Origin of the sequence: Halomonas hibernica (assembly GCF_013183775.1) — a bacterium.
Taxonomy (GTDB): domain Bacteria; phylum Pseudomonadota; class Gammaproteobacteria; order Pseudomonadales; family Halomonadaceae; genus Vreelandella; species Vreelandella citrativorans.
Map to the genome: position 1 here is coordinate 628,321 of NZ_VIFN01000001.1, position 24,124 is coordinate 652,444.

General features: G+C 53.0%; 17 protein-coding genes, 1 tRNA gene, 1 other RNA gene and 1 pseudogene. 9 read left to right on the plus strand and 11 right to left on the minus strand.

Annotated features, from left to right (window positions below):
- Positions 1-113 precede the first annotated feature (113 nt).
- The 5 genes from FKN99_RS02940 to betI all read right to left on the minus strand — a co-directional run bounded on the left by FKN99_RS02940 (position 114) and on the right by betI (position 8,543).
- Positions 114-1,754 carry a glycerol-3-phosphate dehydrogenase/oxidase gene (locus FKN99_RS02940; protein ID WP_172116493.1) on the minus strand — a complete coding sequence of 547 codons (1,641 nt, stop codon included), beginning with the start codon at positions 1,752-1,754 and terminating at the stop codon, positions 114-116.
- Between the two features lie 178 nt (positions 1,755-1,932).
- Complete coding sequence (locus FKN99_RS02945) at positions 1,933-4,419, minus strand: acyl-CoA dehydrogenase (protein WP_172116494.1); 2,487 nt, start codon at positions 4,417-4,419, stop codon at positions 1,933-1,935.
- A gap of 298 nt (positions 4,420-4,717) precedes the next feature.
- A complete protein-coding gene (betA, locus tag FKN99_RS02950; protein WP_172116495.1) occupies positions 4,718-6,391 on the minus strand; it encodes a choline dehydrogenase in 1,674 nt (557 codons plus the stop codon).
- A 48-nt stretch (positions 6,392-6,439) separates the two neighbouring features.
- Positions 6,440-7,909, minus strand: a complete 1,470-nt coding sequence (betB, locus tag FKN99_RS02955) for a betaine-aldehyde dehydrogenase (protein WP_172116496.1) — start codon at positions 7,907-7,909, stop codon at positions 6,440-6,442.
- 19 nt (positions 7,910-7,928) lie between these two features.
- Positions 7,929-8,543, minus strand: a complete 615-nt coding sequence (gene betI / locus FKN99_RS02960) for a transcriptional regulator BetI (protein WP_193054377.1) — start codon at positions 8,541-8,543, stop codon at positions 7,929-7,931.
- Between the two features lie 176 nt (positions 8,544-8,719).
- Between betI and FKN99_RS02965 the strand changes: the two genes are divergently transcribed.
- The 4 genes and pseudogenes from FKN99_RS02965 to FKN99_RS02980 all read left to right on the plus strand — a co-directional run bounded on the left by FKN99_RS02965 (position 8,720) and on the right by FKN99_RS02980 (position 12,421).
- Positions 8,720-9,652, plus strand: a complete 933-nt coding sequence (locus FKN99_RS02965; protein WP_172116497.1) for a choline ABC transporter substrate-binding protein — start codon at positions 8,720-8,722, stop codon at positions 9,650-9,652.
- A gap of 91 nt (positions 9,653-9,743) precedes the next feature.
- Positions 9,744-9,820, plus strand: a tRNA-Met gene (locus FKN99_RS02970).
- Positions 9,821-9,870: 50 nt separating this feature from the next.
- Positions 9,871-9,967: signal recognition particle sRNA small type (ffs, locus tag FKN99_RS02975), an RNA gene on the plus strand.
- An 853-nt stretch (positions 9,968-10,820) separates the two neighbouring features.
- Positions 10,821-12,421: pseudogene (locus FKN99_RS02980) on the plus strand (BCCT family transporter).
- 160 nt (positions 12,422-12,581) lie between these two features.
- Here the strand turns inward: FKN99_RS02980 and betC are convergent.
- The 3 genes from betC to FKN99_RS02995 all read right to left on the minus strand — a co-directional run bounded on the left by betC (position 12,582) and on the right by FKN99_RS02995 (position 15,776).
- A complete protein-coding gene (gene betC, locus FKN99_RS02985) occupies positions 12,582-14,096 on the minus strand; it encodes a choline-sulfatase (RefSeq protein ID WP_172116498.1) in 1,515 nt (504 codons plus the stop codon).
- A gap of 321 nt (positions 14,097-14,417) precedes the next feature.
- Positions 14,418-15,161 carry a Crp/Fnr family transcriptional regulator gene (locus FKN99_RS02990; RefSeq protein WP_172116499.1) on the minus strand — a complete coding sequence of 248 codons (744 nt, stop codon included), beginning with the start codon at positions 15,159-15,161 and terminating at the stop codon, positions 14,418-14,420.
- A 168-nt stretch (positions 15,162-15,329) separates the two neighbouring features.
- On the minus strand, positions 15,330-15,776 hold the full coding sequence (locus FKN99_RS02995; protein ID WP_172116500.1) for an Rrf2 family transcriptional regulator: 447 nt from the start codon (positions 15,774-15,776) through the stop codon (positions 15,330-15,332).
- Between the two features lie 234 nt (positions 15,777-16,010).
- Here FKN99_RS02995 and FKN99_RS03000 point away from each other — a divergent pair, with 234 nt between their 5' ends.
- On the plus strand, positions 16,011-16,442 hold the full coding sequence (locus FKN99_RS03000; protein ID WP_172116501.1) for a DUF488 domain-containing protein: 432 nt from the start codon (positions 16,011-16,013) through the stop codon (positions 16,440-16,442).
- Positions 16,443-16,480: 38 nt separating this feature from the next.
- Here the strand turns inward: FKN99_RS03000 and mntR are convergent, their stop codons facing one another.
- Positions 16,481-16,930, minus strand: a complete 450-nt coding sequence (gene mntR, locus FKN99_RS03005; RefSeq protein ID WP_226911993.1) for a manganese-binding transcriptional regulator MntR — start codon at positions 16,928-16,930, stop codon at positions 16,481-16,483.
- Between the two features lie 198 nt (positions 16,931-17,128).
- On the opposite strand from mntR, the gene FKN99_RS03010 reads away from it, so the two are divergent.
- The 4 genes from FKN99_RS03010 to FKN99_RS03025 all read left to right on the plus strand — a co-directional run bounded on the left by FKN99_RS03010 (position 17,129) and on the right by FKN99_RS03025 (position 21,461).
- A complete protein-coding gene (locus tag FKN99_RS03010; RefSeq protein WP_172116503.1) occupies positions 17,129-18,046 on the plus strand; it encodes a metal ABC transporter substrate-binding protein in 918 nt (305 codons plus the stop codon).
- A gap of 6 nt (positions 18,047-18,052) precedes the next feature.
- Positions 18,053-18,880 (plus strand): metal ABC transporter ATP-binding protein, encoded by an 828-nt coding sequence (locus FKN99_RS03015; RefSeq protein ID WP_172116504.1) that lies wholly within the window; start codon positions 18,053-18,055, stop codon positions 18,878-18,880.
- Positions 18,881-18,903: 23 nt separating this feature from the next.
- Positions 18,904-19,821 (plus strand): metal ABC transporter permease, encoded by a 918-nt coding sequence (locus FKN99_RS03020; RefSeq protein WP_172116766.1) that lies wholly within the window; start codon positions 18,904-18,906, stop codon positions 19,819-19,821.
- Positions 19,822-20,114: 293 nt separating this feature from the next.
- Positions 20,115-21,461 (plus strand): Na+/H+ antiporter family protein, encoded by a 1,347-nt coding sequence (locus tag FKN99_RS03025; protein ID WP_172116505.1) that lies wholly within the window; start codon positions 20,115-20,117, stop codon positions 21,459-21,461.
- Positions 21,462-21,542: 81 nt separating this feature from the next.
- Here FKN99_RS03025 and FKN99_RS03030 read toward each other — a convergent pair whose 3' ends face one another.
- Entirely contained in the window at positions 21,543-22,280 is a 738-nt protein-coding gene (locus FKN99_RS03030) for an RNA methyltransferase (RefSeq protein WP_172116506.1), read from the minus strand.
- A gap of 159 nt (positions 22,281-22,439) precedes the next feature.
- Entirely contained in the window at positions 22,440-24,083 is a 1,644-nt protein-coding gene (groL, locus tag FKN99_RS03035; protein WP_172116507.1) for a chaperonin GroEL, read from the minus strand.
- Between the last annotated feature and the right edge of the window lie 41 nt (positions 24,084-24,124).

Consider the following 24,124-nt stretch of genomic DNA (forward strand, 5'->3'; position numbering starts at 1 on the left):
CGCTTAGAAGCTTTGGTGGTGGATGTACACAAAGCTCCCTTAAAAGTTTTAAGGGAGCTTTTTTAGCACGATAATTGGGTTATGTCCGTTTGGTTATGTGCTTTTAGCAAGCACTAGGCGTCTGCCGTTGCTTGTTGAATCGCCTCGCCTGAATTATTTTCGAAGTAGGCATTAAATCGTTCATCGGCCTGGTCGCCGAAAAGCATCCGGCAAGCCTCTTTAAGCCCTTCAGAGTGGCGTAGCTGCTCATGACGCACTACAAGCGATATTTTGGCCCGACGGCGCAGGAAGTCTTCTAGTTCAGTAATCATTTCATAATCGCGGGCGTGTTCAAGCTCAGCGCGAATATATTCGGTACCTTCAATAAGCAAGGCGGCCTGGTCATGGTCTGCTTCGATTTTTTCAAGCATCGTAAACGCTTTATCCGCGTAGCGGCGCCACAGGCGTTTTGTCAGTAGCTCTGAAGAGGTGCTGGGCGTCATCGCATCAAGGCCGATACGCTCGGCCTGAGCCATAAATTGCTGCTTAACAGAATCAGTAGGTTCGCCGTACCACTGGAACCTGGGGTTGGTTAACGTCACGCCTAGCTGGGTTACCGCATCCGCAATTTCATCGCCGACGTTTAAACAGTCGGTGAGCTTGCCGCCAAAGATACTGATATGTGCCGTATCGTCATGTGTATCAATAATGTGCTTGCGTGAAAGCTGCAGGAAGTCACGATCACTGCCCTGGTTGGCCTCGACGGCCAAGGGGCGCACGCCACAGCGTGTTGAAATAATATCGTCAGGTGTCAGGGGCTTCTCAAGCGTTAAGCGCTTGTTAATGTTCTCCAGCACGAAGTTTACGTCTTCATCGGTCACCACCGCATCAGGGTGGTCCATGTGCGTATCGGTAGTGCCGATACAGGTACGATTGCCCATGGGGATAACAAAGAAAAGCCGCCCATCATCAGCAAAAAACGCCAGTACACGCTTTGACTTTGTTAACTGCGGCACGATTAAGTGGATGCCCTTTGAGTAAAGGTGCTGGTGCGATGTCTGCTGGTTGGTCAGCTTGTTGTGATGGTCTACCCACGGGCCAGCCGCGTTAATCAATACCTTGGCACGTATCTCAAAAGTGCTGCCATCCATTGTGTTGCGGGCTTTCGTTACCCAGACACCATCTTTGCGCTCAGCACCCAGCGACTCCACATAGTTGGCGGCTGTCGCGCCGAAATCGAGCGCGTGGCGGATAAAATTAAACACAAACCGGGCATCATTGTCGTGCAGGTAGGCATCCGAATACTCAAAGCCGCCCACCGATGTATCGACATTAATGATCGACTCTTCTTGCTTGATGTTTTTTGGCGAAAGCAGGCGGGGCGTTTTGGTAAAACCATTACCCATTAACCAGTAAAGCCAGGTGCCTGCCCAAAGATAGCGAGGGGCGTGGCGAAACCCTTTGGTAATCGTGGTGAGAAAACGTATTTCCTCAACCGTGGAAGGGTAACTCTTGATCAGATGATTGCGGCTTTTACAGAGTTTACGCACCAGGCCAAAGTCATTGCTTTCCATATACTTGATGCCCCCCCACACCAGGTTGGAGGAGTGCATGCTGGTGCTGCCTGCAAAGTCGCCACGATCAATCAAGGCGACTTTGGCACCTTTGCCTGCCAGTGCCGCCGCGCTGGCTGCGCCATTAATACCGCCACCAATTACCAGCGCGTCAAAGGTGGTACTTGTCAATTGACTAACGTTTTGTTCACGCAGGGTCATGATAGCCTCATTAATGGGAAATTAGGTTTGATAACCAAAGCAAAGCACAGTTATTTTCATTTATGAAGAATATGTGATCGTTTGCGATCTTTCAAGTTTGAAAACGAACATTTAGCGCCTATAAAAAAACCGGCTCCATTGTGGAGCCGGCTTATGGCAATCCTGTTTCCAGGATGTGTTATTCGACGTGGGCTTCCTCAGGATTAATTGGCGCTGCCTGCGTCGCATTATGGTTAATGAGCGTGCCTTTATTCTTTGCGAACGCATCGTAGGCAAAGTCATCGACCGTTAGCATCTCCAGCACGTTTTTTTCGAATTCGCGCATAAAGATCGTTTCTTCTTCACTAATCAGGCCTTTCTCAAACGCTACCTCAACCCGAGCTTCAGGGTGAAGGGCCGTTTGAGGCAGCTCACCTTTGGCGTAGGCTTTGTTAACCGTGCGATAAATGGCTTCAGCACGGTCATAATCAACCAGCAGTGCGTTGTAGCGCGCCAGCGGGTTGGGTTGTTCGCCGTCGTCAGTATCCCAGGTGTTGGAAAGCAGTTTGGTACGCAACGCAGTGTGGGTGGAAACCCGTTTAGCAATGTCGCGTGCCAAATCGTCATGGGGTTTATCCCAACGGCGGCCGGTTGGCATTACCACGGCGTTAAGCACACGGCCGAGTGCCCGATTAGGCAAATTGTCGAAAATCTCCACAAAGGCTTGCTCTGCACGATGCAGCAGGAAGCGGCAGCTGTAGTGAAGCAGGGCGTCTTCGCCTTCCACTTTGTCACCTGCTTGCCACTGTTTGAGCACCATGGATGCGAGATACAGGTTAGAGAGCACATCACCCAAACGGGCAGAGAGCATTTCGCGTTTTTTCAGCGCGGAACCCAGGCTTGCCATGGCGGCATCCGCACATAGCCCAAAGCCTGCAGAGAGGCGAGCAATATCTTGCGCATAAGTCGCAGCTGGCCCGTCAAACGGCACGCGTTCTTTACCAAACCCTAGCCCCATGGTGAACGCACGTGCGGCGTTACCAAAAATCAGGCCCGCATGGCTAAAGAAGGCTTTATCAAACGCTTTGATGTCGTTGGCATCCTTAGCGGCCAGCTCTTCCAGCACGTAGGGATGACAGCGAATCGCCCCTTGACCAAAGATCATCAGGTTGCGCGTCATGATGTTGGCGCCTTCAACGGTAATCGCTACCGGGTTGGCGCTATAGCCAATACCTAAATAGTTACGTGGGCCCAATGTGACCGCTTTACCGCCATGCACATCCATCGCATCGCTTAACAAATCACGTTGGAACTCGGTCAGTTGGCTCTTCAAAATCGCTGAAGGAACCGCCGGTTTTTCACCATGATCAATCAGGTTAGCCGTTTGATAAACGGTTGCCTGGGAGATATAAGCCATCGCTGCCATACGTGCCAGCGGTTCTTGAACGCCTTCCATTTCGGCGACAGGCACGTTGAACTGGCGACGAACACGCGTAAAGCCACCGCTCCAGCCCAGTGCGTAGCGGGCGGTACCGGTCGCGCCGGAGGGTAGCGTGATACAGCGACCAATTGATAGGCATTCAACCAGCATGCGCCAGCCTTGGCCAATCATCTCCTGCCCGCCGATGATGGTATCCAGCGGGACAAAGACATCTACACCTTTAATCGGGCCGTTCATAAACGGGCTGCCGATGGGGTGATGGCGGCGGCCAATGTCCATGCCTTTCGTGTCGCGAGGAATGAGCGCCAAGGTAATACCCCGGTCTTCTTCGTCGCCCAACAGCTTTTCAGGGTCGAATAAACGGAAGGCTAAACCTACAACCGTGGCAATGGGAGCCAGCGTGATCCAGCGTTTTTCAAACGTCAGGCGCAGACCTAACGTCTCTTTTCCATTAATAATCTCTTTACACACTACGCCGATATCAGGCAGTGACGTTGCGTCAGAGCCCGCCCGCGGGCCTGTCAGGCCGAAGCAGGGAATTTCGCGGCCATCGGCCAAGCGGGGCAGGTAGTGGTCTTTCTGTTCCTCAGTACCGTATTTAAGCAGCAGCTCTCCCGGGCCGAGAGAGTTGGGCACCCCAACGGTCACCATTAACGTTTCGTTGGCGGAGAGTTTTTGCAATGCCATGGATTGGGCTTTTGCTGAGAAACCCAGGCCACCGTACTCCTTGGGAATAATCATCCCAAAGAAGCCTTCTTTTTTCAGGTAGTCCCATAACTGCTGGGGCAGGTCGGCACGCTCTTGAGCAATGTCCCATGCGTTACACATGCCAGCCGCTTTAGCGCACTGGATATCGAGAAAAGCCTGTTCATCTTCGCGCAGGCCTTCATCCTTGTAAGCCAGCAGCTTATTCCATTGTGGCTTACCGGAGAAAAGCTCCCCGTCCCAGGAAACGCTACCGGCTTCTAGCGCCGTGCGCTCGGTGGCGGAGACCTTTGGCGCGACCTTTTTGAAAACCTTAAAAATCCGCGGTGTCAGCCACTGTTTGCGCACTGCTTCAAGGCCCGTCACAGCAACGACCAGAGCAGCGATTAGCAGCAATACGCCTATAACGGCGGCGTCAAAGAGTAGGCCAACAAGCCCTAATATACCCAACAGTGTCAGGGCTGCTGGGGCGCCTGCTTCGCGGCGCATAACAATCAGCAGGCCAACCACGGCCAGGATAATCAGTAGTAGGGTGAGCATAGAACGTCTCCATGTATTATTAGGCACTGTCCAGTTCTGGTCTGCATTGCGCTTGGCTCAGAACGTTGATGTCTGATCCATCGATGCAGCCTTGCCGTCGTGTGTAACGCTTGAAGTGATGATTAGAACGCAAGCCATAGGCATTCGAACAGATGTTTGAATATTGGCAGACGTACGCTATCCCGCGCAAGTCGTTACGTCTTTTTATCCTGCTTATTAATAGTAGCTTAGTAAAAAAAAGCCACGGCAGTTAGCCGTGGCGCTTGGATGAACGGGGATTCACGTGTGAAAACGTCATTCACCCATGTTGGGCAGGCGCGCCGTTAGCTACAAAATAGGTAACTTGCGCGCGAGGCAGCGGTTCGTGTCCACGGATGTGGTCGGCAATCTTTTCAGCCAGCATGATGGTTGGCGCATTCAGGTTGCCGGTAGGAATTAGAGGGAACAGTGAGGCGTCAACCACCCTTAAACCTTCTACGCCATGAACGCGACCCTGGCCATCTGTCACGGCCAGCGTATCGTCTCCCATACGGCAACTGCCACAGGGGTGATACGCCGTTTCCGCGTTCGCCTTAATAAACTGATCCAGCGCTTCATCGCTTTGTACATCAGGCCCTGGGGAGATTTCACGGCCTCGGTACTTATCGAATGCGGGTTGTTCGATAATGTTGCGCGTTAAGCGAATGGCATCACGGAACTCTTCCCAGTCTTTTTCATGCGACATGTAGTTGAACAAAATACTGGGTGCCGCGTGCAGGTCTTTTGAGGCTAGCCGAATGCGGCCTCGGCTTTTGGAGCGCATCGAGCCCACGTGCGCTTGAAAGCCATGCGCTTGAACCGCGCTTTTGCCATTATAGCTAATCGCGATGGGTAAAAAGTGATACTGCAGGTTGGGCCACTCTTCCTCATCACGGCTGCGAATAAACGCACACGCTTCAAACTGGTTGCTGGCGCCAATGCCCGTACCCTTGAGTAGCCACTCAGCGCCTATCATGGGCTGGTTGTACCATTTTAGAGCGGGGTAGAGCGAGATGGGTTCTTTACATGCGTACTGAATGTACATCTCTAAGTGGTCTTGCAGGTTTTCGCCGACACCCGGCAGGGCATGAACGGGCTTGATGCCTAGCGGCTCGAGCACTTCAGGATGGCCGATGCCCGAGCGCTGCAAAATTTGAGGTGACGCAATAGCACCACCACACAGCAGCACTTCCCGCTTGGCGCGGGCGGTCTGCTGTTGCCCTTTGCGCTCGTAGCGCACACCCACAGCGCGCTTGCCGTCAAAATCAATGATGTCGGTAACGGCGTGGGTTTCTATGGTCAGGTTGGTGCGCTGTTTGGCGGTGTCCAGGTAACCCCGGGCGGTAGAGGCGCGTCGCCCCTTGGGCGTAACGAACCGGTCCATGGGGCCAAAGCCTTCCTGCTGATAGCCGTTAACATCGTCTGTTTCGGGGTAACCTGCCTGTTTGCCTGCTTCAATAAAGATGCGATACAGCGGGTTGTTACCGTTTTTGGGAGTAGTGATGCTAACCGGGCCGCTGCCACCGTGGTAGTCATTGGCTCCGGTGTCGCGGGTTTCTGACTTTTTAAAGTAGGGCAGGCAGCTTAAGTAATCCCAATCTTCCAAGCCTGGCTGTTGAGCCCAGTTATCGTAATCCAGTGCATTGCCGCGGATATAGCACATGCCATTAATCAACGAAGAACCGCCCAACCCTTTCCCGCGACCGCACTCCATGCGACGGCCATCCATATGCGGTTCCGGGTCCGTTTCAAATGCCCAGTTGTAACGCTTTCCCTGAAGTGGAAAGGCGAGGGCTGCTGGCATTTGGGTACGAAAATCAAGCCGGTAGTCCGGCCCGCCGGCCTCTAACAAGAGAACGCGGACGTTGCTGTCTTCCGTTAAACGCATAGCCAGCACGCTTCCCGCTGAGCCCGCGCCGATAATAATGTAATCAAATTCATGCGGTTGCGGCATAGTTACACCTTGAGAGAGTAGAATAGCTGGCGTGTTTGCTGTTTCGCTTTAAAACACCGACTCAAAGGGGCCCATCTCGATTTGTACCGACTTGGTTTGGGTATAGTGGTTAAGCGTATCGATACCATTTTCACGGCCAATCCCCGATTCTTTATAACCGCCGACCGGCATTTCAGAAGGCGATTCACCCCACGTATTAATCCAGCAAATACCCGCTTCCAACTGATGAATAACGCGATGCGCCCGGTTTAAGCTTTCGCTAAATACGCCGGCTGCCAAGCCATACCGGGTGTCGTTGGCGCGACGAATGACGTCAGCTTCATCATCAAAGGCCAGCACCGACATCACCGGGCCGAAAATTTCTTCCTGCACAATGCGCATATCATCTGTGCAATCGGTAAATACGGTAGGTGCTGCCCAAGCGCCGTTGGCCCAGTCGCTGCTTTTCCACTCATCACCCCCCACCAGCAGGCGGGCGCCTTGCTGTTTACCCAAGGCAATATAAGAAAGCACTTTTGCCTGGTGCTCAAAACTGACCAGAGGACCAAAATTAACGCCAGGGTCCATAGGGTCGCCTGCTTTGATGCGCTTAACACGCTCCACCAGCTTGGCTTCAAATGCGTCTTTCACACTGCGTTCGATAAACACCCGAGTACCGTTGGTGCAAACTTGGCCACTGGAGTAGAAATTGGCCATCATGGCCGCGTCGGCGGCGCGGTCCAGGTCCGCATCGGCAAAGATGATCAGCGGTGATTTTCCACCCAGTTCCATCGTGACGTCTTTAAGCGATGAGCTAGCGGCGGCGGCCATCACTTTTTTGCCGGTACCTGCTTCACCGGTAAACGACACTTTGGCAATGCTCGGGTGTGCCGTCAGCATCGCGCCTACGTCGCCATCGCCTTGCACCACGTTGAAAACACCGTCTGGCAGGCCAGCTTCAGTAAAAATCTCAGCCAGTTTAATTGCGCTCAGCGGTGTCACTTCACTGGGTTTAAAGACAACGGCATTACCTGCCGCCAGCGCTGGCGCGGCTTTCCAGCAGGCGATTTGAAGGGGGTAGTTCCACGCACCGATGGCGCCAATGACGCCCAGCGGCTCGCGGCGGGTATACACAAAGGAGCTTTCGCGCAGAGGAATTTGGCTGCCTTGAATAGCGGGGGCCAGCCCTGCGAAGTACTCAATCGCATCAGCGCCTGTCACGATGTCGACACTTGCTGTTTCGCTAATCGGCTTACCGGTGTTGCGGGTCTCGAGCGCTGCCAGCTCGTCATTGCGCTCACGCAGCAACGCAACCGCGCGCTGCATGATACGGGCGCGCTCCATGCCGGTCATGGCAGCCCATTCGCGCTGGCCACGCTGGGCCGCTTCAACGGCTGCGTCAACGTCCTGTTGGCTTGCTTGGCCAAGTGTCGCAAGCAGGCTGCCATCAAATGGGTTAGTAACGGTAAAAGTAGTACCTGACGTGGCAGCGACCGGGCGACCATCAATATAGAGAGGCTGTACATCTTGAGCGGACATGTTGATCTCCTTTATAACCTTAATGAGCGGGTGCTGAGTGTTGATATTTGTGATGGGCCAAGAGTTGATCAAGATAGTGGAGCGCTAGATGGCGGGCTTTGTCGGCATCAAGCCCTTCGGGTGTTAATGCACCGCGTAGCCATAAACCATCAATCATGGCGGCCAACCCACGGGCCGCATTGCGTGCCTCAACGTGGGGGAGCACGCGTCGAAACTGACAACATAAATTGGCGTAAAGGCGTCTATCGTTCACATTTTGCAGGCGCTGAAGCATCGGCTTGTGCATGCTGCTGGCCCAAAAGGCAAGCCATGTTTTAGCCGCAGGGCCGGTCACTTGAGTGCGATCAAAGTTGCCTTCGATAATCGCGCTGATGTGCGCTTTAGGTGAGTCATCGTTCAACGCCCTGCGTCGCGCAGAAATAGCGTCACTAAGGTCAGTCAAGATCTGGCGCATAGTGGCTTCAAGAAGGCCATCTTTCCCGCCAAAGTAGTGACTGATGATGCCTGCAGAGACGCCCGCGTGACGGGCAATCCGCATAATGGTTGCTTCTGCCAACCCCACTTCGTCAATGGCCGCCATGGTGGCGTTGATTAGCTGCTGGCGGCGTATCGGTTCCATTCCCAGCTTTGGCACAGCTGTCTCCTGATGACGTTGAATGCCTAACTTGAAACATGCGGTTAGTCATGATTACCTGTATATCTTAGTAGTTGTTTATTGAACGTTCAATCAATAAACGCTGGTGCATGTTGCTGCGCTTGGCGTTAAAGGAATAAACATGCCCATTTACGTAAAATAGAAGAGGAGTTGTAATGAAACATGTCCAGGTGGTGGGATTAAGCGCATTGGTGTTGGGGGCTGCTATGCCCATGATGGCCCAAGCCGATGAGTGTTCGCGTGTGCGTTTTGCCGAAGTGGGCTGGACCGATATTACCGCGACGACGGCGTTGGCCAGCGAAGTGTTGGAGGCGCTAGGCTACACGCCAACCGTCGATACGGTGTCAGTGCCGATTGCCTATGCGGGCATGCGTAACAATGATTTTGATGTTTTTCTAGGCAACTGGATGCCCTCTATGGCGTCCATCAGCGACCCGTATATTGAGAGTGGCGATGTTGAGCGGTTAGTTGTCAATTTAGAAGGCGCCAAATACACGCTGGCCGTACCGCAATACGTGTACGATGCAGGTGTTACCTCTGTGAATGATTTAGCGGCTCACGCTGATCAATTTAACCATCGCGTGCATGGTATCGAGGCGGGTAACGATGGCAATGAGCTTATCCAGCAAATGATTGATGATAATGCCTACGACCTGGGCGATTGGCAGGTGGTGGATTCCAGTGAAGCAGGCATGCTTTCAGAGTTGACAACACGCGTCCCCAATGAAGAGTGGATGGTCTTTCTGGGGTGGGAGCCGCATCCCATGAATACCAACTTTGATATGGCCTACTTATCCGATGCGGATGATTACTTTGGACCTGACTTGGGTGGCGCCACGGTGCACACTAATACGCGCGCCGGGTTTGTCGAAGCGTGCCCGAACGTGGGTACGTTACTTGGTAATATGACGTTTACGCTGGAAATGGAAAACCAGTTAATGGGCGCCATTATGAATGAGGGTGTCGGCCCTCGCGTTGCCGCCAATCGTTATTTAAAAGAGCACGACGATTTATTAGCCGCGTGGCTTGAGGGTGTGACGACCCTGGATGGCGAGCCTGCACTGCCAGCAGTTCAGGCCGCTCTGTAAATTTGTCATTGTCTCATTGAAAGGTAAGCCTGTTTTCGGCTTGCCTTTTGTTTCGAGAATAGGCATAATCTGCACCCGCTGATGTCGGAAAGGCTACGTAGCTCAGCTGGTTAGAGCACATCACTCATAATGATGGGGTCCCCTGTTCAAATCAGGGCGTAGCCACCAAAATCAGCGCCGCAGTACATGGATATTCAAGTGTATTGCTATGGTGGCCCCTTAGGTCCTCCCGCAACGCTATACTGCAAACCCCGCCAGGCCCGGAAGGGAGCAACGGTAGTGGTGGCTGCGTGTGCCGGGATGTGGCTTTTGGGGCCGCCTCCATTTCTGTCGTTTCCAGCCTGTTGTGACATAAATTCCAGCCAAAATGACATAATTTGCGGTTTATCGTGACATAACCTGTTTTTGTAGTAATCCTACGAAATGGGGTGTTGTCATGTTTAGCGCAAGCTCCGTCACCCTCGTGTAAAAAACCTCTACAAATTTGCTGGTTTTAAAACAAGCTGTACTCGCATTGTTGAGTCTTCCTTGACGGGTTGTGATCAGCACGCGTGCTATGACTACTGGGAACATGGCGATTAAGCAACTAAGCGAGTAGCGCCTTTATCTTATGCGATGGCATGCATTTTCTTATATCCATCCAAGGCTTTGAAGAACTCAGTAGCGGTGATGCCTAAGGCCAATGTGTGCTTGGGCTCAGGTAGCGAATAAATCATTGGTCTGTTAGCGACAAGCACGTCATTGTGCATGGACTCACGACGACTAGATGAATTGTTTTAGCATTGGTAGCCCCTGCCTGAGAGGTTTCTCCATGAAAGCACCCCAGTTAGAGATAAGCCAGCCTCCTGGCGCGCCACTCAGGTCAACTGACTATTCGTAGCCGTTGTCTCGGTGAGAGGGGGGCTAGAGCATAAGAGTGAGGGGAACCCCCAGGGAGGCGCCGGCAGAGGCTAGCTGCCTGGGCGCATTACTTGATGAGAGGCATTGCCAGGGTTTTCCTGAATGACGTTTTTCTACATAACAACGCTTCGAGCAGCAAGCCATTTCGCTTTGCAGCCAGTCTTCAGTGCCCAAGCGAGAACAATGATAAATCAATCACTACAATAAGGAGATACAGCGTATGGGCTTATTAAATAAACGGGCCTCGTCGACGTACGACGACAGCGACATGCAGACGGATTATGTTGTAGGGCAGGACAACATCCAGGGAAGTATGGGGCCCATCGGTTTTGACATTCATAACCGCGTCTTTGTCCTGTCCGCACTCGCCTCGTTGATTTTCATTGTGTTGACCCTGATGTTCCCGGCGCAGGCTGGGGAGCTGTTCCAATCTATCGTTGGCTTCTCGACGCGTACGCTGGACTGGTACTTCATGATTCTGGTGGATTTTTTCATTGTCTTCTGTCTGGCACTGATCGTGCTTCCCCATGGCAAAGTGAGACTAGGCGGCCCGGATGCCCGGCCGGAACACAGCTACCTGTCGTGGTTCGCTTTGTTGTTCACTGCGGGTATCGGGATCGCCTTGCTGTTCTTCAGCGTGCTGGAACCGGTTTATCATGCAAATGTGTCTTCGCCCTTAGGCACTCCTTCGCCCTTTGGTGCCGACGGTGCGCTAAATATGGCCGCGGTTGACGAAGCCTCGGCCATGGGGCTGGCGGGGACGTTTCTACACTGGGGGCTGCACGGCTGGGCCGTATACGCAGTGATGGCGCTTGCCCTGGTGATCTTCAGCTATAACAAGAAACTGCCGTTTTCTATTCGCTCGATCTTCTTTCCTATCCTGGGGGATCGCGTATGGGGCTGGTGGGGGCACTGGATCGATATCCTGGCGGTGTTTTCCACCTTGTTCGGCTTGGCCACGGCACTGGGCCTGGGCGCGCAGCAGGCCAACGCGGGACTGAATTTTGTTTTCGGTATGGCCATCAATACCACGACACAGGTCATTATCATTGCACTTGTCACTGCGGTGGCGCTGGTATCGGTGTGGCGCGGCCTGGAGGGGGGCGTAAAGCGACTCTCCGAGATCAACATGATCGCGGCCGTGATGTTCTTCTTCTTTGTGCTGTTCGCTGGCCCGACCCTGATGGCGATCAGCGGCATGTGGACGGGAATCACCCATTATGTGACGGAGCTCATTCCGCTCTCGGCGCCCTTTGGACGTGAAGATGACGCCTATCGTCAAACTGGTCGGTGTTTTACTGGGCGTGGTGGGTCAGCTGGGCGCCTTTTGTCGGCATGTTTGTCGCGCGCGTGTCCAAGGGTCGTACGGTGCGTGAATTTCTGCTCTGCGTGCTGATCGTGCCAAGCCTTTTTATCTTTATCTGGATGGGGGTGTTCGGCAGCATTGCACTGGATCAGCTTTATACCAATCCCGCCGCGAGTCTGGTCAAGGAGTACGTGATCGATAGCTACCGTCCCGAACTAGCCCTATTCGGCATGCTCAATGAGCTACCTCTGACGGGTTTGATGTCGAGCCTGGGGATCATTCTGGCGCTCACCTTCTTCGTGACGTCATCGGATTCCGGCTCTCTGGTGATCGATACCATCACCGCCGGCGGCAAGATCGAAGCACCTCGGCCTCAGCGTATGTTCTGGGCGACGGTAGAGGGGTTGATTGCCATCGTGTTATTGATCGGTGGTGGGTTGTCGGCGCTTCAAGCGGGTGTCACGGCGACGGCTATCCCATTTTCCATCTTGATGCTGCTGATGTGCTACTGCATCATCCGAGCGCTGAACGGCGAGCTGCGCCGCATGCGCAACGGAAAGTGACGTGTTGACCCCTTTGCCGGACGCTACGTCCGGCAAAGAGAAGTTTTACTGCCCCACACGAAAGAAAAACGCCTGTACCCAACAGGTACGGGCGTCCGCGTTGCTTGTGTAATCCCCCCGAAAATCCGATTCAGCTCAGATGAGGTGAATCGCCATGAGCTTACTCGCCGCGGGGATAGCGTTGGGCTTCTTCGACTTCGTTCAGATCCATATGGTTACGCATGTAACGCTCGCAAGCGTCCTGCAGCGGCTGATAGTCCCACGGATAGTAGTGGCCATTACGCAGGGCTTCGTAGACGATCAGGCGCTGTGCCTGGGAGGCGCGCACGTCGGCATCGAAGGCTTTCATGTCCCACTGCTTGTGTACCTTGGCCTGATAGTCGGCTACCACCTCGGCGTAGTCGGGATGCACCGCCAGGTTGTGCTGCTCCAGCGGGTCGGCCTCCAGGTCGAATAGCTGCGGTGGGTCAATCTCGCAATAGTTGAATTTCCACTTGCCCTCGCGGATGGTCACAATTGGAGAATAGCTGGCCTCGGCGGCGTATTCCATGTACACCGGCGCGTCGCGCTTCTCGCCTCTGGTCAAGGGGAGCAGCGACTGGCCATCGGTATAGGGCGCGATTGAGGAAAGGTCGATGCCGACCAGGTCGGCAATGGTGGTATTGATATCGATGATCGATACGGGATCCTCAACATTGCGCGGTTCGATCCCCGGTGCAGACAGCATCAGCGGTACCCGCGACGAGCCTTCATAGGAGCTCATCTTGAACCACAGGCCCTTTTCGCCAAGCATATCGCCGTGGTCGGCACAGACCACGATAATCGTGTTGTCGAGCATGCGGGTGCGTTCGAGCACGTCTAGAATGCCGCCGATCTTATCGTCGACATAGGAGATGTTGGCGAAATAGCCCTGGCGAGCATTGCGCACGTCTTGGGGCTGGATGTTGAACTTGGTGTAATCGTTGGCTTCGAAGATCCGCTGGGAGTGCGGATCCAACTCATCGAAGGGTATGGGCCCTTGCTGGGGCTCAAGATACTCGCAGTCGTTATATAAATCCCAGTATTGGCGACGTGCTACATAGGGGTCGTGCGGGTGAGTGAAACTGACGCACAGCGCCCAAGGCCGCTCGTCGTGACCGCGCGACAGGTCATATAGCCGCTGCTCGGCGTGAAACGCGACTTCGTCGTCGTATTCCATCTGATTGGAAATTTCAGCAACGCCAGCGCCTGTCACCGACCCCAGGTTGTGGTACCACCAGTCGATACGTTCCCCGGGCTTGGTGTAGTCAGGTGTCCAGCCGAAATCAGCCGGGTAGACATCGGTGGTTAAGCGTTTCTCGAAACCGTGGAGCTGATCTGGGCCGACGAAGTGCATCTTTCCCGACAAGCAGGTGGAATAACCTGCGCGACGCAAGTGATGCGCCCATGTCGGCACGCTTGAAGGAAATTCCGCTGCGTTGTCATATACCCCGGTGCGGCTCGGCAACTGGCTCGACATGAAGGCGGCCCGCCCCGGTGCGCAAAGATAGCTAGGTGTATAGGCATTGTTGAAATTGACCGAGCGTTTGGCCAGTTTCTTGAGGTTAGGCGCATGCAAGAAATCGGCGGGGCCATCCTTGAACAGTGTACCGTTGAGTTGGTCGGCCATTAACACCAGTACATTAGGTCTAGCCATATAGAAATCTCCCTGGCGAGTATTGTTGATATTCGAAGCTGCCAATAGGCGCGACTTCAATCCCTTACAATGACGTGCCAGGAAGTAGTAAACCAATGATTTATTTGCCCCCTAAGCCCAAACTCACATTGGCCTTAGGTATAAACGACGATTTAGTGGATAGTGCCTGTTACCGCCATTCATTAAGCATGTGGATTAACACTCGGTCTTGCGGTGGGTATTAACGTTTGAGGCGCCATCAACCTGGTTCTACTGTGCCCTATATTAATGCTACTGCTGTGTGATAATCATACGGCCTACCTGCCGGTTGGAGGCTGAGCGCTATGTGTTTCTATCGTTTTTAAGGTGAAGGTAGAGTGGGTCGAACTCGCCAGCTTGCTGCAGCTTGTCCCAGTCCGGTATGGTCATCCGGCTTCTTTCGGTGATGATCAAGCCATCTGCGCGTAGTGCCTGAAAAACGCGGTTTACGTGGACGGGCGTCATCCCTGTCGCATCTGCTATTTCTGCTTGGGTCGTTGGCATATAGAACGTGTTCCCCTCAGTCAAGCCTACTGTCTTTAGGCGCACCATGAGTTCGCAGATAATATGCGCGATGCGGGAGTAAGCCTCGCGTTGTCCAATATTTAACAGCCATTCACGGAAAATAGAGGCGTAGACAAGTGTCTCGCGCCAAAAGGCAGCAACAAGCCTGGGATAGCGCTCACAGAGTTGGTGCAGATCTTTATGCTGAATGAAGCCGAGCTTGCAGGGGCTGATAGAGGCAATATTAATATCTATTACTCTCAAGTGAAGGCTTTGCAGGTCGGGTATGTCGCCAGGAACATGCAGGGCCATGATCTGGCGTTTGCCTTCAATGGATACTTTATTGACGCAGGTAAAGCCCTCAACCATCAAGCAGCACTGGTTTGGCTGATCGCCCACTTTAACAATGTCTTGATTGCTCTTGATTTCTTTTGTGTGGATCGGTAGCCCCATCAGTGCCTGCTTCTCTTCACTGGTAAGCGCAAAAATATTTTCTAATTTGCGGATCATGATGTGATTGGGCGAGAAGGGCGCTGTGGTCATGTTTGGCTCCGAGGTTTGCAGAAATAATGAAGCCTGATGCAACATTTTCTGCGCACTATGTGGTTTGGTAATGCCAGTCTCAAGCATGCTCCACGTGAGATGAAATAGCCAGGTTACGCGATTTATCGTATTGAATTTTATTTATTTGGAAGGAGACTTTAAAAAAAATTAAAGTTCTTTGGCAGGTATTTTCATCAGTGACGCTAGGCTGGTGTGTTGGCCCAGCAGCAAATCGGCCAGTGTATATTGATCCAGAACGCCCAAAAAGGCGTCTAGTGCATCGTTAAGGATAGGCTTTAAGCGGCATGCGGGGGTAATGACGCAGGCGCTATCGTCTCGAAAGCACTCGACGAGCGCCATTTCCTGCTCGGTATCTCTCACCAATGCCCCTAATCGAATGTGTTCGGGCGCGCGGTTTAGCCAAAGCCCGCCATGCTTGCCGCGGATGGCTTTGAGGTACTCTTTTTGATGTAGTTCCTGGACAATTTTCATCAAGTGATTGCGTGAGATCGAGAATGTCTCGGCAATTTCCGTGATTGTTGCGCGCTCTTCTCCCTTGGCTGCCAAGTAAATCAAAACGCGAATAGAGTAATCCGTGAAGCGGGTTAGGTGCATGGTTTGCCAAGTGTGGACTAAACACCGCATTGTACGGGGTTTAAAAAGGATGGGGAATATTCGGCTAGGGGCCGTGATAATAAAAGGAAGGTGTTGATTATAGAAAATGAGCGCTATTAATCATTTTTGCTCATCGTTAATGTCGTTAACATGGGGCAGAGTAATTGCCTGGTAGCCTGTATAGCATGGGTGGGGTGAATGGGGTGTTGTTAAAAAACGGATCAGGGAGGTCATATGAACTACGAAATAGTGCTTAAGCGCGTCTATTCAGCGTTTGAAGACGACGAGGGAGCACGCGTCCTGGTTGACCGTTTATGGCCACGTGGAAAAGAGCGTGCTTCGCTGGCGCTAACGGAATGGTATCGCGATGCCGCGCCTTCATCATCTTTAAGGCGTGACTACCACCAGGACAAGATTAGTGAGGCTTCCTTTCAGACCCGCTACCGTTTGGAGTTAAAGGAGTCTGATGAGGCATTACTACCGCTGATGCGTTATGCCAGGCAAGGTAAGCTGACGTTATTAACGGCTTCACGTCAACTGGACCATTCACATTTGCCCACTCTGCGTGAAGCGGTGCTGGACGCGCTGGATATAGAAGACCGAGCAGACCAAGAGTTAGCGTCCTCACCGTGTTACTTAAATAGCCGTTCTCAGGATAGTGAGTAGCGAGGGATGTTAATCACCGGGCTGGCTATCGGTCGTGATTAACGCGTTGTTTGTTCGTCAATAAAGTGCTGCATAATCGCCAGAGTTTCATTGCTGACATGATGCTCCATGCCTTCAGCATCAATGCGTGCGGTATGATCATTAACGCCCAGCGCGCGTAAAAAATGTAGCACTATATCGTGCCGTGCCCGGGATGTTTCTGCCATTTTTTGGCCTTCCGCTGTTAGAAACAGGGAGCGGTAAGGCTTACTGGTGACCAGTCCCAGCTCATTTAAGCGGCGGATCATCTTGGATACGGTCGCTTGACTCACCCCCATGCGGCTGGCGATGTCGGCGGCGCGCGCTTCTCCCCGATGGCGAATCAGGTCGCCGATCAGCTCAACGTAATCTTCGATTAGCTCGGTTTCATGCGCATTGCGCACGGTTTCATATTGCCGTGTGTGCTCTTCAATGGGCGGCAATGCGTCATTGCAGTAACTTTTACTCATACATTTGGCGTTATGGGGAAGCGGCTGATCGTTATCACTCATTGGCAGACTATATCGAGGTGAATGGAAAACTCTAATGGATCATGGTAGCGCATATTGTAGAATAATTGTTAGCCAAGGCTAAACTATTTGCACAATGCTTTTTTGTTGAGCTAAAGTTGTAATTAGCGCAAACCAAATTTACAACGGGGGACGTCCATGAGCCAACGAAAAACATGCTTGATGATAAGTTTGTTGCTTGCGACGGCGGGCAGCGTTACGACGGCCAGTGCCCAGACGCTATCGCCGCCGATTAATGTTGTGGCGACGTTTACGGTATTGGGCGATTTGGTGGCCCGCGTGGCAGGAGACGACGCCAACGTATCAGTGCTGAGCCCTGTTAATGCAGAGGTGCACGAGTGGGAATTAACACCCAATAATTTTGCCGCTCTGGAAGAAGCCGATATTGTTTTTTATAACGGCTATCAACTGGAGCAGTGGATGCGCCAGGTGGAAGCGACTACCCAAGGCGATGTGCCCTTGGTCGCCGTTGCCGAAGCGTCTGAACACCCAACCCAACATATTATGATTGGCGATATGCAGGGCGATGTCGACCCACATTTGTGGACAGACCCGCGTGCGGCAATGGCCTATGTTCACGTGATAGCGAATGAGTTGGAAGATCTTCTGCCAGAGCAGGCAGAGGATATTCAGGCGCGTGCCGATAACGTCGTGACAGAACTTCAAGACCTTCACTTGGAGCTTCAACAGACGCTAAGCGATATTCCGGAAGAGCGTCGTGTTTTGCTCTCAAGCGAAGCAGCATTTTTGTATTTCTCTGATACTTATGGCTTTGAACATGACGGTATCTGGGGGAATAACGCCGAAACGGAAGGCTCGCCGCAGCAGTTAATGCGCATCATTGACTTGATTAACGCACGCCAGCCTGCAGCGCTTTTTTGGGAAAGCACAACGTCGGATCGTTACGTTAGTAGCCTTTCCAGAGATACGGGGATTCCCACCGCGGGCCCTTTATACGTGGATTCGTTAAGCGAGCCAGAGGGCGAGGCGGGAGACTATTTTGCCATGTTGAGGCATAACGCCGATATGCTGCGCCAGTATTTAGCCGTTGAGTAGTACACCATGACAACCAGTTTACCGAGCACGATGGCCGCCATTGAAATAACCGGGCTGTACGCTGCTTATCAGCGCCAAACCGTGCTGGAAGATATACACCTCACATTTCCCGCTGGGAAATGGACGGCCATTGTCGGGCCTAACGGTGCGGGTAAATCGACACTTTTTCATGTGTTGACCGGCAGCATGAAGCCGCTGCAAGGCAGCGTAAAAGCCTTTGACGAGCCCATAGCAAAGCATCGTCGGGCGGGGCGTATCGCGTATATGGCTCAGCGTGAGGCGATTGAGTGGGATTTTCCTGTCTCGGTATGGGACACCGTTATGGGTGGGCGCTACGGACACATGCGCAGCGATGCGTTATGGCGCCGCTTATTGCCAGCGCGCTGGCATCACGCTCGACATAGCGAAGCGGTGCATGATGCTTTGGTGGCAGTCAATATGCTCGACCTGGCTGACCGACCTATTGGCGCGCTTTCCGGTGGTCAGAAAAAACGTGTGTTGCTAGCACGCGCGCTAGCGCAGCAGGCCAGCATTTTGTTGTTGGATGAGCCACTGGCTGGCGTTGACCCGCCCAGCGAGAAGCTCATCTTGTCGGTACTTCGTCGCGAGCGTGAAGCGGGTAAAACCGTGATTATGGTCACACATGATATGCTCGGTGCTCGCCGCTATGTGGACCACGTCGTGCTGATTAATCGCTTTGTGCGGGGTACCGGTACGCCTGAAGAGATGCTAAGCGAAACAAAACTGGCCGAACTTGCAGTGAGTTCAATTGAGCAAACGGCCAATGATCGCCAAACGATGCCAGTGGCTTCCAATAGTTCTGGGCAGGGGTAAGTTACGTGGTTGACAGCATATTAATGATTGAAACGTTTAGCGATGCACTGGTAAACGGCTTAATCGCAGCGTTAATGGTGGTAGTTAACCTGCTACCTGACAGCGTTTCTGACGCCTTTCAGTATGCATTTATGCAACGAGCGCTACTGACCTCGGTGCTGGTAGGCGCTATTTGTGGGATGCTTTCCTGTTATGTCGTGCTAAAGCGCTGGTCGCTGCTGGGGGATGCGATCTCTCACGCTGTGCTGCCGGGGGTAGCCATTGCGTATTTGCTTGGCTGGCCCTTCTTTGTAGGGGCGTTTATTACCGGGGCGCTGACCTCGGTAGGCATCGGGGCGATTGAAAGGAACACACGAATTAAAGCAGATGCCGCGATGGGGCTGATGTTTACCGCCTCCTTCGCCCTTGGTGTGGTCATTATCAGTAAATTGGCTTCCAGTACCCATCTGATGCACATTCTGTTTGGCAATGTACTGGGTGTTAAACACTCAGCATTAATGCTGACCTTTGTTGCCAGCATCATTGCCATTTTAACGGTATGGCTCGCTTATCGGCCCTTGTTGCTCTATGCCTTCGACCCTCAGCAGGCACAAGCATTGGGCTTTAATACGCAGATTATTCACTATGGCCTCATTCTTTTGCTGACGCTGACGATTGTTGCAAGCCTTGAGACTGTCGGCATCATATTGGTTGTTGCCATGTTAATCACGCCAGGTGCGACAGCACATCTGCTGACAGACCGCTTCACGATAATGCTGTTGATTTCAGTATCTATTGGCATATTGTCTGCGGTTATCGGGCTTTGGCTTTCGGTAGTATTTAACGTGGCATCGGGTGGCTCAATCGTGCTGGTGGCTTTCGCTTTCTTTGTTTTGGCGCTGCTCTTTTCGCCCAAGCAGGGTATCGTGCCGCGCCAGTGGCGTCATTGGAAGATGGGATAACGGCTCGTTTACGAACAGAGCACCCGAGTCCGCCATGAGTTGGCCAAAAAGCAGTACGGCCATTGACGCCATTAGCGGGGCTCGCAAACGTACAGAGATGCCTCTATATGCCAAAACATTAGCAACAGCAGAGAAATAACTGATGGATGCTTTTTGTAAGCGCGCTATCTGCTAAAATTTGCACCCTTCGATATTAGGCTGTGTACGAAATGGTGGCTCTTGAGTGCGCCATCCGGCATTCGCTTGTTTTTCGTACACGTCCTAATCACCTTGTCATCGGTCTGGAAATCTTCATGAATGCAGTTATTCTTGCCGTGCTTGTCATGGTAGTGCTGTCTCTTGTGCGTGTCTCAGTTGTTTTTGCATTGGTTGTAGGTGCGCTAGTGGGTGGCCTGGTGGGCGGGCTTACGCTTGACCAAACGTTAGAGGCCTTCAACAACGGCGTTGGCGGGGGAGCGCAAGTAGCGCTGGCCTATGCAACGCTCGGTGCGTTTGCGGTTGCCATCTCGCGTTCTGGCTTGCCCGATATGCTGGCGAACCGATTGATTGCCATGCTGGGCAAGGAGGCAACGGCTGCGCGTCAGGCTCGTGTGAAAACGCTGCTCCTCACTGCCATATTGTTAGTGGCTATTGCATCGCAAAACGTGATTCCGGTACATATCGCGTTTATTCCGGTGCTGATTCCTCCACTGCTTACCCTTATGAATCGTCTGAAGTTGGATCGTCGAGCGGTAGCCTGTGCATTAACGTTCGGCCTAACCGCGCCTTACATGCTATTGCCCGTTGGGTTCGGCGCAATTTTCTTGAACGATATTTTGTTGGCTAACTTAAACAGTGCCGGTACGCCATTTGGCTTGGAGATTACGCGTGGCATGGTGCCGATGGCGATGGCTATTCCTGTTGGTGGTATGGCCATTGGCTTATTAGTGGCGCTGTTCTTTAGCTACCGCGGTAATCGCGAATATGCGGATAAAGAGTTGGCGGCGGCTCCTTATCAGCAGGATTCTACACCGGCTGAGCCTCACCTCTTTGGATTGGTAATGTCTGGTGTTGCCATTGTGGCAGCGCTTGGCTTGCAGCTTTATAGCGGGTCGATGATTTTGGGTGGCCTGGTCGGGATTGGTTTGCTCTCCTTAGGCGGCATTTTTAAGTGGCGTGAAGCTGACGACCTGTTTACCAGCGGCATGCGGATGATGGCGCTGATCGGTTTTATCATGATCTCTGCGTCAGGTTTTGCCGAAGTGATGAAATCCACGGGTGAGATCGATACGTTAGTGACGGGGGCTTTTGATATCTTTGGTGATAACCGAGGTGTCGCAGCGTTAGTGATGTTGCTGGTAGGACTTTTTATTACCCTGGGCATTGGATCATCATTCTCGACGATTCCGATTATTGCCGCGATCTTTGTACCCTTGGCGATACAGTTTGGCTTTTCCCCCATGGCAACGGTGGCGCTGGTGGGTACGGCGGCGGCATTGGGCGATGCCGGTTCACCAGCATCTGACTCGACGTTAGGGCCAACCTCAGGCCTAAACGTGGACGGGCAACACGACCACATTTGGGATAGCGTTGTACCGACATTTCTGCATTACAACCTGCCCTTAATCGCCTTTGGTTGGCTGGCGGCCATGACGCTTTAATAGTGTTATAGGGCAGCACTCAAAACGGTAGTAGCAGTCACAACAAGGGCAGCCAATGGCTGCCCTTGTTGGTTTTAGCGCTTATGGCTGCTTCGGGAAGTGAGCTTCAAAGGCGCTTAATAACCCGCGCAACAAAGAAAGCTCTTTTCGGCTTGGCTGGGCGCGTGCAAAGAGCGCCTGAAGCTGCTCTTCGGTGCGCGCATGCGGCTGGGTAAGAAAACCACTTTGCTGCATCAAGCGGCCCAAGTGGTCCTGGAAATGCACAAACTGCTCGCGGCTGGGTGGGGTAGCGTCAAGAGGGCGCTGGTAAGTGAAGTCGTTACCGGCGCGTTTTCGCCAAGCGCGGTGGGTTTCGTAGGCGAGGATCTGTACGGCTTGGGAAAGGTTTAAAATACCGTATTCAGGGTTGGCCGGTATGCTGACTTGATGCGTGCAGCAGCGGATCTCGCCATTGGTTAAGCCCGAACGCTCACGGCCAAAAACGAGTGCGACGGGGGCATTGGCTGCGTTTAAAATAACCTGTTCGGCCATTTCATCCGGCTCATCAAAGTGGGGAAGTGGCAGGCTGCGTAATCTGGCGCTTGCGCCAATCACTTGCACGCAATCCTGCACCGCTTCTTCAAGGCTGGTAACCACGCGGGCGTTTTCCAGCACATCCGTCGCGCCCGCTGCCAATCGGGTGGCCTCTTCATCAGGGAAGCTTCGTGGGTTAACCAGTACCAGGTTGGTTAGTCCCATGGTTTTCATGGCGCGAGCGGCGGCGCCTATGTTGCCAGGGTGAAAGGTTTGCACGAGTACAATGCGAATATTGGAAAGCACGGTAATGATGACCTAAAAGCTGCCTAATAAAGGCGCTGATGGTAGCACGCTTTAACGCCGGGTACGCGTGGGCATTACGCAGGCGTTAAACGGCAAGAACCCCGCAAAGGCGGGGTTCTTGGTGACGCTAGGCGTCAGAGCGGTAGGCTCAGGGGTGCATTACATCATGCCGCCCATGCCACCCATTCCGCCCATGCCACCCATATCCGGTGCAGCTTCTTTCTCTTCCGGATCGTCAGCGATCATGCACTCGGTGGTGATCATCAGACCAGCAACGGAACCAGCAGACTGCAGCGCAGTACGGGTTACTTTTGCCGGGTCAAGAACACCCATTTCGAACAGGTCGCCGTACTCACCCGTTTGAGCGTTGTAGCCGAAGTTACCTTCGCCGTCTTTAACGCGGTTGATCACAACAGCGGCTTCTTCACCGGCGTTGGTAACGATCTGACGCAGCGGAGACTGCATAGCGCGCAGCGCCATGTTGATACCGTGGTTCTGATCTTCGTTATCGCCAGTCAAGCCTTGTACCTTGGCCATTACGCGAACCAGCGCAGTACCGCCGCCAGGCACAACACCTTCTTCTACGGCAGCGCGAGTAGAGTGCAGCGCGTCTTCAACGCGAGCTTTCTTCTCTTTCATCTCTACTTCGGTAGCAGCACCAACGCGGATAACGGCAACACCGCCTGCCAGTTTGGCAACGCGCTCTTGCAGCTTCTCTTTGTCGTAATCAGAAGTGGTGTCTTCGATTTGCGCGCGGATCTGGTTAACGCGTGCTTCGATATCGTTCTCTGCACCAGCGCCATCGATGATGGTGGTGTTCTCTTTGGACATGGTCATGCGCTTGGCGGTACCCAGGTGATCCAGGGTTGCTTGCTCAAGTGTCAGGCCAACTTCTTCAGAGATAACGGTGCCGTTAGTCAGGATGGCGATATCCTGCAGCATGGCTTTACGACGGTCGCCGAAGCCAGGTGCCTTGGCCGCTGCTACTTTAACGATGCCGCGCATGTTGTTCACAACCAACGTTGCCAGCGCTTCGCCTTCGATATCTTCAGCGATGATGGCAAGCGGTTTGCCTTGCTTGGCAACGGCTTCCAGTACCGGGAGCAGTTCGCGAATGTTGGAGATCTTCTTATCCACTAGCAGGATGTAAGGATCTTCAAGTTCAACCGCCATGGTGTCCTGGTTGGTAACGAAGTAGGGCGAGAGGTAGCCGCGGTCAAACTGCATACCTTCTACGACTTCCAGCTCGTCTTCGAAGCCACGGCCTTCATCGACAGTGATAACGCCTTCTTTACCGACTTTTTCCATCGCTTCAGCGATGATTTCGCCGATGCGCTTGTCACCGTTGGCAGAGATAGTACCTACCTGAGCGATAGACTTGGTGTCGGTGCAGGGCACAGACATTGCCTGGATTTCTTTAACCGCTGCAGTAACCGCTTGGTCGATGCCGCGCTTAAGGTCCATCGGGTTCATGCCAGCCGTTACGCCTTTCAGGCCTTCAGCAACAATAGCTTGAGCCAGTACGGTAGCTGTCGTAGTACCGTCGCCCGCAGCGTCAGAAGTTTTAGACGCAACTTCTTTCACCATTTGTGCGCCCATGTTCTCGAACTTGTCTTTCAGTTCGATCTCTTTGGCAACTGATACACCGTCTTTGGTGACGGTCGGCGCACCAAAGGATTTGTCGAGCACAACGTTACGGCCTTTCGGGCCTAGAGTAACTTTTACCGCGTTGGCCAGGACGTCAATGCCATGCGCCATACGTTTGCGTGCGTCATCAGAAAACTTAACTTGTTTAGCTGCCATGTTCGTTACTTCCTAGAATCGAATTGTAAAAGGTGAAAGTA

Coding starts and splice junctions, on each gene's coding strand:
- FKN99_RS02940 (WP_172116493.1), bottom strand. CDS start 1,754: ATGACCCTGCGTGAACAAAACGTTAGTCAATTGACAAGTACCACCTTT.
- FKN99_RS02945 (WP_172116494.1), bottom strand. CDS start 4,419: ATGCTCACCCTACTACTGATTATCCTGGCCGTGGTTGGCCTGCTGATT.
- betA (WP_172116495.1), bottom strand. CDS start 6,391: ATGCCGCAACCGCATGAATTTGATTACATTATTATCGGCGCGGGCTCA.
- betB (WP_172116496.1), bottom strand. CDS start 7,909: ATGTCCGCTCAAGATGTACAGCCTCTCTATATTGATGGTCGCCCGGTC.
- FKN99_RS02965 (WP_172116497.1), top strand. CDS start 8,720: ATGAAACATGTCCAGGTGGTGGGATTAAGCGCATTGGTGTTGGGGGCT.
- betC (WP_172116498.1), bottom strand. CDS start 14,096: ATGGCTAGACCTAATGTACTGGTGTTAATGGCCGACCAACTCAACGGT.
- FKN99_RS02990 (WP_172116499.1), bottom strand. CDS start 15,161: ATGACCACAGCGCCCTTCTCGCCCAATCACATCATGATCCGCAAATTA.
- FKN99_RS02995 (WP_172116500.1), bottom strand. CDS start 15,776: ATGCACCTAACCCGCTTCACGGATTACTCTATTCGCGTTTTGATTTAC.
- FKN99_RS03000 (WP_172116501.1), top strand. CDS start 16,011: ATGAACTACGAAATAGTGCTTAAGCGCGTCTATTCAGCGTTTGAAGAC.
- mntR (WP_226911993.1), bottom strand. CDS start 16,930: ATGAGTAAAAGTTACTGCAATGACGCATTGCCGCCCATTGAAGAGCAC.
- FKN99_RS03010 (WP_172116503.1), top strand. CDS start 17,129: ATGAGCCAACGAAAAACATGCTTGATGATAAGTTTGTTGCTTGCGACG.
- FKN99_RS03015 (WP_172116504.1), top strand. CDS start 18,053: ATGACAACCAGTTTACCGAGCACGATGGCCGCCATTGAAATAACCGGG.
- FKN99_RS03020 (WP_172116766.1), top strand. CDS start 18,904: ATGATTGAAACGTTTAGCGATGCACTGGTAAACGGCTTAATCGCAGCG.
- FKN99_RS03025 (WP_172116505.1), top strand. CDS start 20,115: ATGAATGCAGTTATTCTTGCCGTGCTTGTCATGGTAGTGCTGTCTCTT.
- groL (WP_172116507.1), bottom strand. CDS start 24,083: ATGGCAGCTAAACAAGTTAAGTTTTCTGATGACGCACGCAAACGTATG.